Genomic DNA, 15,776 nt, shown 5'->3' with positions numbered 1-15,776 from the left:
ATAGATTAAGTGGGTAAGGTAGAGCATTAAAGTTCTACCTTTTTAATTATCATTATAGATGAAATTAGATGAAATCCTAAGGTGAAATAAAAATGCTTAGACAATATGTCAGCTTGCAAAAAATTAATTATGACAAATGTTTATATAATGCTTCATGGCATAATCATTGAAATTGCATAAGCAATTATATAAGTAATAGTAGTATTTAGTATAATTAATAACCATAAGTAATTAAAGAAAAAATATAAACATGAGTAAAATTATAGGAATTGATTTAGGAACAACGAATTCTTGTGTAGCCGTAATGGAAGGTAGCGATCCTACCGTTATTACTAATGCTGAAGGAAAAAGAACTACTCCATCCGTAGTTGCTTTTATGGAAGATGGAGAAATAAAAGTGGGGGACCCTGCTAAAAGACAAGCAGTAACCAATCCACACAATACCGTATATTCCATAAAAAGATTTATGGGTACTAGATTTTCATCAGATGCAGGTGAAATTTCAAGAGTTCCTTATAAAGTAGTAAAAGGTGATTCCGATACTCCAAGAGTAGATATTAACGGAAGATTATATACTCCGCAAGAAATTTCAGCTATGATTCTTCAAAAAATGAAGAAAACAGCAGAAGATTTCCTAGGAGAAACTGTAGATCGAGCAGTAATTACAGTTCCTGCTTATTTTAATGACGCGCAAAGACAAGCAACGAAAGAAGCAGGTGAAATTGCTGGTTTAAAAGTAGAAAGAATTATAAATGAGCCTACCGCGGCAGCCTTGGCTTATGGATTAGATAAAGCTCATAAAGACCAAAAAGTAGCAGTATATGACCTAGGAGGAGGTACTTTTGATATTTCTATTCTTGACTTAGGAGACGGAGTATTTGAAGTATTATCAACTAATGGAGATACACACTTAGGAGGAGATGATTTTGATGATGTAATAATTAATTGGTTGGCAGAAGAATTCAAATCTGCAGAAGGTGTTGATTTAAAAGCAGATCCAATTGCATTACAAAGATTGAAAGAAGCCGCTGAAAAAGCGAAAGTAGAATTATCTTCATCTACTCAAACAGAGATTAATTTACCTTATATAACCGCTACAGCTTCCGGTCCAAAACACTTGGTAAAAACGTTAACAAGAGCAAAATTTGAACAATTAGCAGCTGATCTTGTTAAAAGATCTATGGAACCTTGTAAAAAAGCGTTAGAAGATGCAGGATTAAAAACTTCAGATATTGATGAAGTATTATTAGTCGGAGGTTCAACACGTATACCGGTGATCCAAGAAGAAGTTGAAAAATTTTTCGGTAAAAAACCTTCCAAAGGAGTGAATCCTGATGAAGTGGTTGCTATTGGAGCTGCAATTCAAGGAGGTGTATTAACAGGAGATGTAAAAGATGTTTTATTATTAGATGTTACTCCACTTTCCTTAGGAATTGAAACTTACGGAGGTGTATTTACTAAATTAATTGATGCTAATACCACTATTCCAACAAAAAAATCTGAAACATTTTCAACTGCAGCAGATAATCAACCGGCAGTTACTATTAGAGTAGGGCAAGGAGAAAGACCGATGTTCAACGATAATAAAGAAATCGGAAAATTCGATTTAGTGGATATACCACCGGCACCAAGAGGAGTTCCACAAATTGAAGTAACCTTCGATATTGATGCTAACGGTATTTTAAGCGTATCGGCTAAAGATAAAGGAACCGGAAAAGAACAATCCATAAAAATTCAAGCATCTTCCGGATTAAGTGAAGCAGAAATTGAAAAAATGAAGAAAGAAGCAGAAGCTAACGCTGAAGCAGATAAAAAGAGAAAAGAAGAAGTTGAGAAATTAAACTCTGCGGATGCAATGATTTTCCAAACAGAAAAGCAATTAAAAGAATTTGGAGAAAAATTACCGGCAGAGAAAAAACAACCAATTGAAGATGCATTGGCAGACTTGAAAAAAGCACATGAAAGCAAAGACATTCCGGCAATTGAAACAGTAATGGAAAAAATTAATGCTGTATGGGCTTCCGCTTCAGAAGATTTATATAAGTCCGGTCAAACAGCTGAAGGAGCAAATCCGGGAGCTCAAGGCGGAGAAGAAGGATCATCAAGTGGTTCCAATCAAGGAGGAGATAATGTTGAAGATGTAGATTTCGAAGAAGTGAAATAAAAATAATACACAGTATAATTGGAAAACCTCAGAATTAAAATTCTGAGGTTTTTTTATTAGAAAATGTATGTAAAATTTATTCTTATTCCAAATGAAATTTTAATTCAAGAAAATTCATTTAATTAAGCATATATACCAATCTCTATATTACTAATGAAATTATTGATATAAATAATATTTTATATACCGAACATTTTATTGATCACGTAGAAAATGTAATTTTAAAGTTCACTAATACTTTACTATTATAATTATATCCAAGATTAAAACGTACTAAGATCCATATGCCTAGACTCATGGCATGTAGATGCCTTTATTTAGTTAAATGCAAATTATTTTAATCAATAGCCTTATTATTAATGAATCATTAGAAATGTTAGATTAAATTATAGATTTATTTAATAAGCCAAATAAAAATTATTTATAGCATATATAAAAAAACAAAATTTATGAGTCTCAACGTGCTTAACTATTACTTATATTTATGAACGAATAGGTTTAAATTAAACACATAGTTCACATAGCGGTTACGTGAATTGAATGCTAATTTGTGTTATCTACCTAATAATATGGTATGTTATTTTAGCTTATCGTACGTTTAAAAAAATTGAATAGTTATAAGATTGTATATAATTTCGAAAGAATTCTTAAAAATTAATGATTATAAAATAAATTGATAGTAAATAAAAGGTATGAGAAGTTAAGAATATAAATTATCAAAGTAATTAAAACCTGTTTATTATTAAATCAATCAAATAAATAAAAAAAAATGTTAAAATTTGAATTTGATATATAATCAATGAATAAGGTGGTAGTATTTGTTAAAAAAAATTAATTTGAATTTTTATTTATTAATATTTTTAATTAAAAAATTAAGATTTTTTTAAAAGAAATCATAAAATTTGCATGAAAAAAAAAATAAATTAAGTATCAAATTACTTTATAAGTGAGTATTTATTTATATTTGCATGCTAAATTTAGATATCGTTTATAAAAATATAACCGAATAATTATGCAAAGTTAATTTATTTGTATATTGATCCGACATAAATCAATAGAAAAAAAGATGTTATTTTAACATAATATTAACTTTGGCACGGTATTTAGTATAATTTTAACACGAAATTAGATAAATTTAGATTCTACTACGTTTTAAGTGGAAGAATGAAAATTAAATAAATTTTTGAATTAAATTATTTTACAAAAAAGAAAATTATGAAAAAGTTAGTGTTGTTTGCAGCAGTAGTTTTTGGATTATCAACTATGAATGCACAAAAAAACAGTATTTTATTAGGAGGTAATGTAGGTTACAATCATACCGAAAACAAAACTGGAGGAACTTCAGGAAAACAAAAATTGGACACTTACGAATGGGCTCCTTATTTAGGATATCAATTTACTGATAATTTAACTATTGGTGCAAAAGTAGCTTTTACAAAAGCGGATTTAGATAGTGAAACACTTAAAGCATTACAACTACTTGATGGAGATACTAAAACTTCAAGAATCGGAGGTTTTATACGTTACTCACAACCATTAAGTGAAACCTTTGCAGTTTATGCTGATTTAGGTGCAGGTTGGCAAGAGCAAAAAACCAAAGGACACAATGCTATATCAAAATTTGAAGATAAATCAAATGGATTTTACATCGGATTCAACCCGGCATTATTCATTAACTTCAAAAATAATTTTGGATTGAACTTTAGCATTGGTGGAGTTGAGTACAACCACTTAAAACAAAAAGGAACTAAATACAAATCAAACGGGGTTGATATAACTTTTGGAAATGCTTTCAATATTGGTATTTCTAAAAACTTTTCTCTATAATTAAATAATTATAGAAAATTATTTAATGCAAGTTATCTAACTAATTAAAAAGAAAAAGCATGAAAAAAATTATAATAGCAACCCTTACTCTTTTTAGCGTGTTGTCAGCTCAAGCTCAAAAGAATTCTATCCTTTTGGGTACAGATTTTAGCTTTAAAAGAGTAACAGGTTTTGATAACGAAAAAACCAATAATGTAACATTTACTCCCATAATTGCTTATGAAGTAGCTGAAAATTGGTTTGTAGGGGCTAAAACCAGTTTATCTTATGATAAACATACCTACAATGATGGAAATCATATTACAAAAATCCAAGATAAATCATACGAAAGTAGAATTGGTGGATTTGTTCGTTATTATAAACCTTTTAATGAAACTTTTGGTATATATGCAGATTTAGGGGCCGGATATCAACAATATCGTTCTGATAGCAGATTAGCTCCAAAAAATGCAATTTATGATGAGTCTGAAATGATCCTGGCTAATAGAGTTAGAGGTTATGGATATTACATCGATTTTGCCCCTGCTTTATTTATAAACTTTAAAAATAATTTTGGTTTAAATGTTTCTTTTGGAGGAGTTGAATGGAGCGACACAAAAGAAAACGTGAAATTTGATTATAAAAATTATAACAAAAGCAAAGATTTTGACTTAACTTTTGGAAAATCAATTCACGTAGGAGTTACTAAAAAATTCAGTTTTTAATTTTATAAATTAAAAAAAATAATATAAAAACCTCTGATTTATTTCAGAGGTTTTTTTGTTGATTACATGTGATAAATAAGTAAATTTGCTAGTATTTACTAATTAATAAAAGTATTATGGCATTATCTAAGATTAATCCAACAGAAACCCGCGCATGGCAATTATTAAAAGAACATTACGAACAAATAAAAGATAAACACCTTCGTCAATGGTTTAAAGAAAATCCTCAAAGATTTGATAAATTTTCAATACAATTTAATGATATTCTTTTTGATTATTCTAAGAACAGAATAGAAGAAAAAACATTGAAATTATTAATTCAACTAGCTGAGGAAACCCAAGTTAAAGAAGCTATTGAAAAGCAGTTTAGTGGCGATAAAATTAATGAGACAGAAAATAGAGCAGTTTTACACACAGCATTAAGAAATCGAAAAAATACACCGGTTATAGTTGACGGAGAAGATGTAATGCCTAAGATAAACAAAGTTCTTTCGCAAATGCAAAAATTTTCTGAATCAGTAATTTCAGGCGAATGGAAAGGGTATACAGGAAAAGCAATTACTGATGTGGTTAATATTGGTATTGGTGGTTCTGACTTAGGACCTTTAATGGTTGTAGAAGGGCTAAAATATTATAAAACCAGACTCAATTTACATTTTGTATCCAATATTGATGGAACTCACATAGTAGAAACATTGAAACCGTTAAATCCGGAAACAACAATGTTTATTGTAGCATCTAAAACATTTACTACTCAAGAAACTATGACCAATGCTCAAACAGCAAAAGATTGGTTCTTAAAATCAGCAAAATTAGAATCTGAAGTAGCTAAACATTTTGTCGCCCTATCAACCAATCAAGAAGCCGTAACAAAATTTGGAATCAACCAAGACAATATGTTTGAATTTTGGGATTGGGTAGGTGGAAGATATTCTATTTGGTCAGCTATTGGACTGAGCATATGTTTAGCTGTCGGATATGACAATTTTACCGAATTATTAGAAGGAGGAAATGAAATTGATTTACATTTTAGAAATACGGAACTAAATAAAAACATACCGGTAATTTTAGCCCTATTGGGTATTTGGTATAATAACTTTTTTGGCGCGGAAGATGTTGCTTTACTTCCCTATGAACAATATTTACACCGGTTTGCAGCCTATTTTCAACAAGGAGATATGGAATCCAATGGTAAATATATAGACCGAAGCGGTAAAAAAGTTGATTATCAGACCGGACCAATAATTTTCGGAGAACCGGGAACCAATGGACAACATGCATTTTATCAATTGATACATCAAGGAACAAAACTTATTCCTTGTGATTTTTTTGCAGGTGCCCAAACACTAAATAAAGTCTCAGATCATCATGAAAAACTTATATCCAACTTTTTCGCACAAACGGAAGCTTTAGCTTTTGGTAAAACGGAAGAAGTAGTTTATAAAGAATTAAAAGATCAGGGCAAAAATGAAGAGGAAATTAATAAATTAAAACCATATAAAATATTTGAAGGAAATCGTCCAACCAATTCCTTTTTGTATAAAATTCTAACACCTAAATTACTAGGAAAACTAATTGCTATATATGAGCAAAAAATATTTGTACAAGGAGTTATCTGGAATATTTTCAGTTTCGATCAATGGGGCGTGGAATTAGGCAAACAATTGGCCAACAAAGTGCTGCCTGAATTATCAGGAGATCAAGAAATAACCACACATGATTCATCAACTAATGGGCTGATAAATGCCTATAAAAAAATGAGATAATTTTATATCTGTTTAAATAAAAAAAGATCGTCTCATCAGACGATCTTTTTTTTATTCATAAAATTCAAAAGTTTACAGTTTACTATAAAAAAAATTACAGCTTTATCATAGGTTTTTAAAATAATATAGAGTTAAACGCTTTAGGTCTGATATTTGCATTTTATAAGTACAAATCAAATATTAATAAATAGAAGACTAAAAATTTAAAATTATGATCAAAGAACAAAACGTAGTGAAAAGCACTTACAACGACTCTTCAAAAAACAAAAAATTAGGTAAATTTTTTGGTGAAATTTTTTCATATAACAGCAGTTTAAAACTATATCATTGGCAAGTAACCGGCAAAGGAAGTTATGCAACACATATTGCTTTAGATCAGGCTATTGATTCAGTATTAGATGTAATTGACCGCTTGGTTGAAACAGCCTATGCTCAATTTGGAGATATTGAAGTAACTATCAAAGAAACTCCTACGCCTAAAGATATTATTAAACATTGTGAGAATTTTTACCTGTTACTTCAAGACGGTAGAGAATTATTTGTTGATGACTATGCATTATCCATTTTTGATGATTATCAAGAAGCCATTCAACAATTATTGTTTAGATTGAAAAGGTTACAATAATCAATTATTTATTATAGAGTACGAAAAACCTATATAACATAAATTTATTTTGAAAACAAAAACCAAAAAACCTGTGTCTGAAAAAGTAAGGCACATAGAAGCCAACATAGGGCTTAGTGAAGAAAATAAACAATTAGTGTCCGATGCACTAAACAGATTGTTAGCCAATGAATATTTTCTTTATACGAAAACCAGAAAATTTCATTGGAATGTAGAAGGTCCACATTTCAGATCTATACATTTATTATTAGAAGAGCAATATAAAGAAATTGCGGAAATTATTGACGAAGTGGCAGAAAGGATAAGGAAATTAGGTCATTATGCGCTGGGATCATTTAAACAATTCAGTGCAGTAGTAGACTTACTGGAACATGACGGGGAAGAAGTGGATGACGAAAAGACTATATTGGTAGAATTATGTCAGGATCATGAAACGATCATCCGTTTGATCCGAGCAGAATTCATACCAACTGCTGACAAAAATAAAGATGATGGAACCAGTGATTTTTTAACCGGAGTTATGGAACAGCACGAATCTATGGCATGGATGCTACGTGCTTCAGCTAAATAATTATAAATTGAGTACAAAAAACCTCTTTTAAAGAGGTTTTTTTTGTTATAAACCCGAATATTTAGCTATAATTTTTTCAAACCACAATTGTGGAATTATGGTTTTAACCCAAATAGATAATTTTTGGATAGTTGTACCAAAATAATAATGGGGTTTTAATTTATTTTTTTGAGTAAATAATTTTTCAATAAAGGGAGCAATAGTTTCGGGGGCTAGACCATTTGAAACATCCGCATTCATATGATCATATACCTTATCAAAAACTTTAACATAGTCAACCGAAATATCACTTTTAATCCTATGAGCTGCTATATCTGTTCGTATATCACCTAAATTTACTGTACAAACTTCAATACCCGAATTTTTTAATTCATAACGTAACGATTCTGTAATCATGTCTAATGCAGATTTAGAACCGGAGTAAAAACCTCTGAATGGTAAACCCATTTCACTTCCAATCGATGATATATTAAAAATTTTGCCTTTATTACTTTTACGCATAATTGGTAAAACCTTTGAAATCAGATAAGAGGGTGCTACAATATTTAGGGTAAATAAATCTATAATTTCATTTTTTTTAGCGTTTTCAACAGGCCCGACCATACCTTTTCCTGCATTATTGATTAACAGATCAATGGTTGAATTTTTAGCAAGAATTTGATCTAATGCATCATCAACTTCTTTTTCATTAGTTATATCAGTTGGAATAGTAGTAAATTTAGCATTTTTAGGTATTGAACGACTCAAACCGTATACGTTGTAACCCTTCTGAAATAAATAATTTCCCAATGCCAATCCCACGCCGGATGAGGTTCCTGTAATTATAATTGTTTTAGACATTTTTATAGTTTAATACTAAACAAAAATAAAATTAATTTTAAAATCTAGCTACCCAAAAAGAAAAAAGGAATGACATACTCATTCCTTTTAAACCAAATAAAATTCAAATTTTAAGTAAGTCTATGAGTACAGATATAGTCAATCAGACCATCAATAGGTCTTCGTAAAGCTATACCTAATTTCATTCCATTTTCAGATAATTTTTTCTCTAATTCATCTTTTAAATAAAAACCGATAGAACCATTAAAATTGATTGGGACTTGAGTACAATTATCGTATTGTTTTATATATAAATCGATAAAGGTTTGAATTTGTTTATCAATGATTTGCTGAATAAATTCATGATCTTTGTTTTGAATAATAAATTTAGCAAATGTGGCTAGATAAGCATTGGGATTAGGTTTTTTGTATAGATTTTCTTTTATAAAATCTATATCCATATTATATTCTTTCGACAATTTTATTGATAATTCATGAGGAAGAGTTTTGAAATTATAGGCACGAATCAAATCTGCTCCTAATTTATTACCGCTGCAATCATCCATTAAAAGATATCCTAGAGATAAAACTTTTTGATGTAAAAGTTCACCGTCATAATAACTGCAATTGGATCCCGTACCTAAAATACATACTATGGCTTGAGTTCCCGGAGGTGTGGTTGCATAAACGGCTCCATAGGTATCTTCTTCAACCACAATTTCTTCAGCATTAGGAAAAGATTCTGTTAAAGCATTTCTTACAATATCTTTCATATTATCAGTTCCACATCCTGCCCCATAAAAAAATATTTTTTTTACAGCGGGTTTATTTTGGTAAATGTCAAAACGTTCATTTAATCTTTTGATCATTTCCTCTTTATTTATGGCTTCGGGACTTAAACCTTTAGTTTGTGTTGAGAATATACGATTGCCATTATTATCAATGGCTATCCAATCGGCTTTAGTAGCACCTGAATCTGCTAGAAGAATCATATTTTTTGTTTTTAATTTTAGTTATGTTTCAAAAGTACAAAATAAAAATATTTATAATAAAAATAAATATTCAATAAATGTTGGTAAAATTATCTTATTAGTAATGGTTAATGTGCTCAATTTATTACAACTAATAAGTATATATACTAATGTTTGAAATAGTTTAACTATCTCTTTACAGACTAAAATTAATAAAAGATATCATTGAAACAGTAAATATTTATCAATAGTTGATTTAAATCATACGATTAGGTATAAAAAATAAAATAAATTTAATTTATACGTATTAAATTTATGGATACCCTGTTCTGCCAATAGAATATAGAGAAATTAAAATTTTGTTAAAAAATTAACATTTACTTCAAATAAGTCAATGAAATGGTAAGATATCCTAGTATCAAAATCACCATTTTAACCTTAATATTAGATAAAATTAGTCATTTCTAAATATGATATTAATCAATTATAATATTGTTAATTATATGATAATGATATATTTAAATATATAATTATTTAAGGTGAGCTTACGTCTCTTTGATAATTTATACTATAATAGGATATTTAATTTATATTTGTATAAACACGTTAAACTTACATGTTTATAGTAATTTTTATAAAAAATAAATTAAAAACTACATATATGAGAAGAAAGATTTTTACTACTTTAACAATCTTGTCTCTTTTTTTTTCAAAAGCGCAGCAAAAAGAATTTATTTTAATCGATAATGGAAATGGAGTCAATTTAGGATATTCCCCATTATCAGGTGTAAAAATTATAACTGTTGACGGTTTGAAATTCAAAGACCTTAATAGAAACGGAAAACTTGATAAATATGAAGATTGGAGATTATCCGCAGATGAAAGGGCTAAAGATTTAGTTCAAAAAATGTCCTTGGAACAGATCGCAGGATTAATGCTTTATAGTAATCATCAAGCTATACCTTCAAACGATAGTGGATTTGCATCTGGAACCTATAATGGAAAAATCTTTTCTGCCAGTGGAGCACAACCTTGGGAACTATCAGACGCACAGAAAAAATTTCTGCAAAAGGATAATTTAAGACATATATTAATAACTTCGGTTCAAAGCCCTGAAGTTGCAGCACGATGGAATAATCAAATGCAAGCATACGTGGAAGGGTTGGGATTAGGAATTCCGGGAAATACAAGTTCAGATCCCCGACATTCTGACCAAGTTACCGGAAATATAAAATCTGAATTTAATGCAGGAGCAGGAGGCGCCATATCACTTTGGCCGGATGGGTTAGGCTTAGGAGCAACATTTGATCCGTCACTTGTACAAAAATTTGGTAATATAGCAGCACAAGAATATAGAGCTTTAGGAATAACTACAGCTTTATCTCCTCAAATAGATTTAGGTACAGAACCCCGATGGTATAGAATCTACATGACATTTGGAGAAAGCCCGGAACTAACTACAGATATGGCCAGGGCCTATATAGATGGTTTCCAAACTTCTTTTGGTAAAGATGAAATTGCAGACGGATGGGGATATAAAAGTGTTAATACAATGGTTAAACACTGGCCGGGTGGAGGACCGGAAGAGGGCGGAAGAGATGCGCATTGGGCGTTTGGAAAATATGCGGTATATCCCGGAAATAATTTTGATACACACATGAGCCCTTTTGTTAACGGAGCTTTTAATCTCAATGGAAAAACTTCCAAAGCTTCAGCAGTTATGCCTTATTACACCATTTCATATAATCAATCAAAAGACGGAAGTAACTATGCAAATGGCTTCAATAAATATATCATTACCGATTTACTTAGAGATAAATTTGGGTATGATGGGGTATTATGTACAGATTGGCTGATAACAGCCAATGAGGGTAAAACTCCGGATGAATTTAAAGGTAAGCCTTGGGGAGTGGAAAATAAAACGATAGCTCAAAGACATTATATTGCCTTAATGGCCGGAATGGATCAATTTGGAGGCAACAATATTATGCAACCCATATTAGAAGCCTACAAAATGGGAGTAAAGGAATACGGGAATAAATATATGAGAAATCGTTTTGAGCAATCAGGAATTCGATTATTAAAAAATATTTTCAGGCTGGGATTGTTTGAAAATCCGTATTTAAACGTTGAGCAAAGCGTTAAAACAGTTGGAAATCCTGAATTTATGCAAGCGGGTTATGAAGCACAAATAAAATCAGTGGTATTGCTTAAAAATAAAAAACATATACTACCTATAAAAGATAAAAAAACGGTATATATACCAAAAAACTATCAACCTTCCATAAAAGATTGGTGGGGAAAATGGTCTGAACCAAAATTAGATTATTCGGTTAATATCGAGTTAGTTAAGAAATATTATCATGTTACAGAAGATCCTGAAAAAGCAGATTTTTCCATAGTCTTTGTTTCAAGCCCTCAAACTAACAACGATGGAGGGGGATATGATATAGCCGATAGAAATAATGGAGGGAATGGATACGTTCCCATCTCCTTACAATATAACAGCTATACGGCTACAAATGCTCGTGAGCACAGTATAGCAGCAGGAGACCCCGTAATAGACCCTTCAATTAAAGATCGAAGTTATAAAGATAAAACAGTGACCGTTTCCAATTCATCAGATCTATCTACCATATTAACTACTAAAAGTCAAATGGGAAATAAACCGGTCATAGTAGTAGTAAATATCAGTCGTCCTATGATTTTTAATGAATTTGAATCTAGAGTGGATGGGATAATAGCAAGATTTGGAATTGGAGAACAAGCCATAATGGATATTATTTCCGGGAAGTACGAACCCTCCGGATTATTACCCCTTCAAATGCCTGCAAATATGAACACGGTTGAAAAACAGAAAGAAGATATTCCTTTTGACATGGAATGTCATCAAGACAGCGAAGGGAATGTCTATAATTTTGGTTTTGGTTTAGATTGGAAAGGTGTTATCAAAGATTCTAGGACAGCAAAATACGTAATAAAAAAATAAATATAAGTTTTGATTAATGATATGCTATAAATAAAAAAACAAAATTATAATGATATAAAATATAAAGTCATAATTAAACTAAAACCACAAAAAGATTAATTAAGTATGAGAAGAGCAGTTAAGTCTCTTAGTGCTTTTATGATTGTTTCTACTATGAATTTGATACAGGCACAAGAGAATAAATCTGATAGTTTAAAAACTAAAACAGATTTGAAAAAAGATCAGAACACATCCGTGATGTTAAATGCCTCAGCCGATAACGGGCCAAGAAATGTAAACATTGGTTTACCGGCAAGTGTGGGAGGAACTACTATTTTAGAAAATGGGTTACCGGTTGTGATGGACTACGTCGTACAAATGCCCGTGAGGGCCTGGAGGTCAGATTCCAGTTTTGAAAAGATGGACGTATTAGATGTTGCAAAGACCGCTATAAGCGTAGGGGATGTGGGAGTATCAGTAAATACTTATACCAATAAAGGAACAGATAAATTACAAGGTAAAGGTGAATTTGTCACCAATTCTTACGGATTATTAAGAGGAAGCTTTAATGTAAGCGGACCGATGAAAAACGGATTTTATTATTCGGTTAGTGCTTATGCTAACATGGATCCCGGAACATTTACATCAGCCTTTTCTCAATTTTTAGATAAAACTCAAATTTATAAAGTATTTATAAATAAAAAATATAATGACGGAAAAGGTGAAATTGGAGTACAATATAAATTTATCAGCTCACAAGCAATAACAACTAAACAAAATCCTTATTACTATCGTTCCAATGGAAAAGTAGATGCTGTAGAAGGATTCAAATTAGGAAGAGATTCCTATCTGGAAAAATCCGGATTGGTGCATTATATAGATCCGCTTTCAGGAGAATATACTACTCGAGATATAATGAAAGGAAGTGGAGGAGAAAATCATATTTTCGATATCATCGGAAAAAATAGCCTTACAAATGGAATGAAGCTGGATTATATTTTTAGATATCAATATGCTGAATCCGGATATTTTAATCCGTACTATTCATCAATAAGTAACCCGGTTGAAGGTAAGACACGTTTCCGTTATATAGGTTCCGATAACATTTATAATGGAAAAGTACAATCGGTTTTAATGCTTTTCACCCCCCGAGCTCCATTCAATACTTATATGAGCCGCGTGGAATTAAGCAAAAAAACGTCTAAACACAATTGGAATATCGGATTTAATGAATGGTATTACCACATAAACAATTATAATACGGCTTCTTATTCCTATTACCATGAAGTGACTCCAAATCCGTCACTGTTAATTCAAGAAAATTACGATCCACTTACCGGCACTTGGACGCCAAGAAAAGGTTCAGACGAATTCGGAGGATATAATCATAACGGCGCTATGCAATACTATACCGGTGGAGAAAACAAAATGGCTGTGTATGGTACTGAAAAATGGACGCCTTCCGATAAAATACAAGTGGGAGGAGGTGTAAGATTAGAATGGCAAAATATTAACGGAGAATGGTATAAAGGGGAAGACAGAAAATTAGCCGGAACAAATTGGGTATCCGGAAATAAAACAAAAGTTAAAAAAGATTGGATTAATAAAACTTTTACAGTCAATGCACTATGGAAAATCTTCCCTTCATTTGGACTTCAAGGAGAAGCAACCTATGGTGAATTAGGTGGAAAGTTAAGTAGTTATGCAGGTGCAGACGACCCGGGAATTAAAAAGTCAAAAATACCCGGAGCTTCTTTCGGAGTATACTTTAACCATGCTTTGGTAAGAGTAGTATCTAAAGTTACCTACATTCAAAGAAGTAATTTTACGAATAATTCCACTTTTACCAATCCAAAAGATCCAACCGATTACATGAAAAAAACTATTAGCTATGATGTTAAAACCATAGGATGGACAACCGATGCTTTGGTTACACCATTTAAAAATTTTCAATTTCATATGTTACTTACCCTACAAAATCCCGAATACAAAAATTACAAATTTGAAGCGTATGATGTAAAATATGATTACGATGGGAATATAGCAAGAAGCGTATCAAAAACCATAATAGAATTAGATCCAAGCTATAATTGGAAGAAATTTAAATTTTGGGGAAGTGCGCGATATTTCAGTAAAGAATATGCAAATTATACCAATTCATTGTTTTTTGCAGGAAGATGGGAAACATTTGCGGGTATAGATTTTAAATACAACAGTAACCTGAGTTTTGGAGTAAGTGCGGTTAACTTATTAAACCAAAGTGGAGCACAAGGCTCTATATCTGGAACTAATACAGCTATAGATCCTACTCCTTATTATAATAAACCGGTAGCAGGAACTTACATCCGACCTTTTACCCTGGAATTTAAAACTAAGTTTAAATTTTAAAAAATAAAAAATGAGCAAGTATTGGATTCATTTTAAATATAGGTTGGTTTTCTTTTTATTCCTTCTAATTCCTTTAAGCCATATTCATGCACAAGGCATTACCAAAAAGAAAATAATAAAGTTGATTAGCTATAATGTATACTGGGGAATGAAACAGGACTCAACCAAAGATAAATCCAAATTTTCTGAATGGATTCGTAAACAAGATCCGGATATTTTGGCCTTGCAGGAAATGAATGGATTTACTGCAGGAATTTATGAGTTTGCCCCTGAAGGAGCGAATCCAAAAAATTTAAGAAAATTAGCTGAAAGTTATGGTCACCCTTATTGTGTTATTGTCAGAGAACCTTCTACCGATGGCTCTGTAACTTTTCCGGTGGCTATAACTTCAAAATATCCGATTGTAAATGTTCATCGGGTATTAGATAATAATATTCATGGATATATAGAAGCTGAAATTGAAGGATATCATTTTATAGTTACTCATTTTCACCCATTTTCATCTGAGAAAAGAGGTTATGAAGTGGATCAAATTTTAGCTACCATCCAATCCAAACCATCTAATGATAAATGGTTGTTTATGGGGGATTTAAATTCAGTTTCTCCATTGGATAAAAGTGCATATAAAGATAATAAACTCAGAAATTTTATACGGGAAGACAGAAAGAAAAGACCGTATAATTTGAATTTAGGTAAAGACAACGAGTTAGATTATACTATCCAGCAAAAAATACTTGATTTTGGATTTATAGATGCACTTCGTTTATTCCATCCTGAATTTGAAGCGACCGCGCCAACAAAATTATTTTATGATCAATCTAAATCTCCGGTAAGATATGATTATCTCTATGTTAGCGGAAATATGAAAAAAGATCTTATAAAATGTGATGTAATTAAAGATGAATTTACTGATCTCTATTCAGATCATTATCCGGTGGTGTTGTATTTTAATAATTAAATAAATAAAATGTAA

At 31.0% G+C, this 15,776-nt stretch carries 11 protein-coding genes; 9 read left to right on the top strand and 2 right to left on the bottom strand.

The window, feature by feature from the left end; translation table 11 throughout:
* The first annotated feature begins 250 nt into the window (after positions 1–250).
* The 6 genes from dnaK to GYM73_RS06595 all read left to right on the top strand — a co-directional run bounded on the left by dnaK (position 251) and on the right by GYM73_RS06595 (position 7,657).
* Positions 251–2,164, top strand: a complete 1,914-nt coding sequence (dnaK, locus tag GYM73_RS06620; protein ID WP_220233362.1) for a molecular chaperone DnaK — start codon at positions 251–253, stop codon at positions 2,162–2,164.
* A gap of 1,215 nt (positions 2,165–3,379) precedes the next feature.
* Positions 3,380–3,991 (top strand): outer membrane beta-barrel protein, encoded by a 612-nt coding sequence (locus GYM73_RS06615; RefSeq protein WP_166004274.1) that lies wholly within the window; start codon positions 3,380–3,382, stop codon positions 3,989–3,991.
* Positions 3,992–4,050: 59 nt separating this feature from the next.
* Positions 4,051–4,695, top strand: a complete 645-nt coding sequence (locus GYM73_RS06610; protein WP_220233361.1) for a hypothetical protein — start codon at positions 4,051–4,053, stop codon at positions 4,693–4,695.
* Between the two features lie 116 nt (positions 4,696–4,811).
* Entirely contained in the window at positions 4,812–6,461 is a 1,650-nt protein-coding gene (gene pgi / locus GYM73_RS06605; protein WP_220233360.1) for a glucose-6-phosphate isomerase, read from the top strand.
* Positions 6,462–6,672: 211 nt separating this feature from the next.
* Complete coding sequence (locus GYM73_RS06600) at positions 6,673–7,086, top strand: hypothetical protein (RefSeq protein ID WP_185150282.1); 414 nt, start codon at positions 6,673–6,675, stop codon at positions 7,084–7,086.
* 49 nt (positions 7,087–7,135) lie between these two features.
* Positions 7,136–7,657, top strand: coding sequence for a Dps family protein (locus GYM73_RS06595; protein WP_185149979.1), 522 nt, complete (start codon positions 7,136–7,138; stop codon positions 7,655–7,657).
* Positions 7,658–7,702: 45 nt separating this feature from the next.
* Here GYM73_RS06595 and GYM73_RS06590 read toward each other — a convergent pair whose 3' ends face one another.
* Both GYM73_RS06590 and GYM73_RS06585 read right to left on the bottom strand, forming a co-directional pair.
* Entirely contained in the window at positions 7,703–8,497 is a 795-nt protein-coding gene (locus GYM73_RS06590) for an SDR family NAD(P)-dependent oxidoreductase (RefSeq protein ID WP_166004270.1), read from the bottom strand.
* A 110-nt stretch (positions 8,498–8,607) separates the two neighbouring features.
* Positions 8,608–9,468 carry an N-acetylglucosamine kinase gene (locus tag GYM73_RS06585; RefSeq protein WP_160541998.1) on the bottom strand — a complete coding sequence of 287 codons (861 nt, stop codon included), beginning with the start codon at positions 9,466–9,468 and terminating at the stop codon, positions 8,608–8,610.
* A 640-nt stretch (positions 9,469–10,108) separates the two neighbouring features.
* Here GYM73_RS06585 and GYM73_RS06580 point away from each other — a divergent pair.
* The 3 genes from GYM73_RS06580 (at position 10,109) to GYM73_RS06570 (ending at position 15,761) form a co-directional block, all read left to right on the top strand.
* Positions 10,109–12,436 (top strand): glycoside hydrolase family 3 N-terminal domain-containing protein, encoded by a 2,328-nt coding sequence (locus tag GYM73_RS06580; RefSeq protein WP_220233359.1) that lies wholly within the window; start codon positions 10,109–10,111, stop codon positions 12,434–12,436.
* A 105-nt stretch (positions 12,437–12,541) separates the two neighbouring features.
* Positions 12,542–14,803 (top strand): hypothetical protein, encoded by a 2,262-nt coding sequence (locus GYM73_RS06575; protein WP_220233358.1) that lies wholly within the window; start codon positions 12,542–12,544, stop codon positions 14,801–14,803.
* 10 nt (positions 14,804–14,813) lie between these two features.
* Positions 14,814–15,761: an endonuclease/exonuclease/phosphatase family protein gene (locus GYM73_RS06570; RefSeq protein ID WP_220233357.1), complete on the top strand. Its 948-nt coding sequence runs from the start codon at positions 14,814–14,816 to the stop codon at positions 15,759–15,761.
* Positions 15,762–15,776: the final 15 nt, after the last annotated feature.

Origin of the sequence: Apibacter sp. ESL0432 (assembly GCF_019469225.1) — a bacterium.
Classification (GTDB): Bacteria; Bacteroidota; Bacteroidia; order Flavobacteriales; family Weeksellaceae; genus Apibacter.
This window is presented reverse-complemented; position numbering and strand designations above follow the sequence as displayed.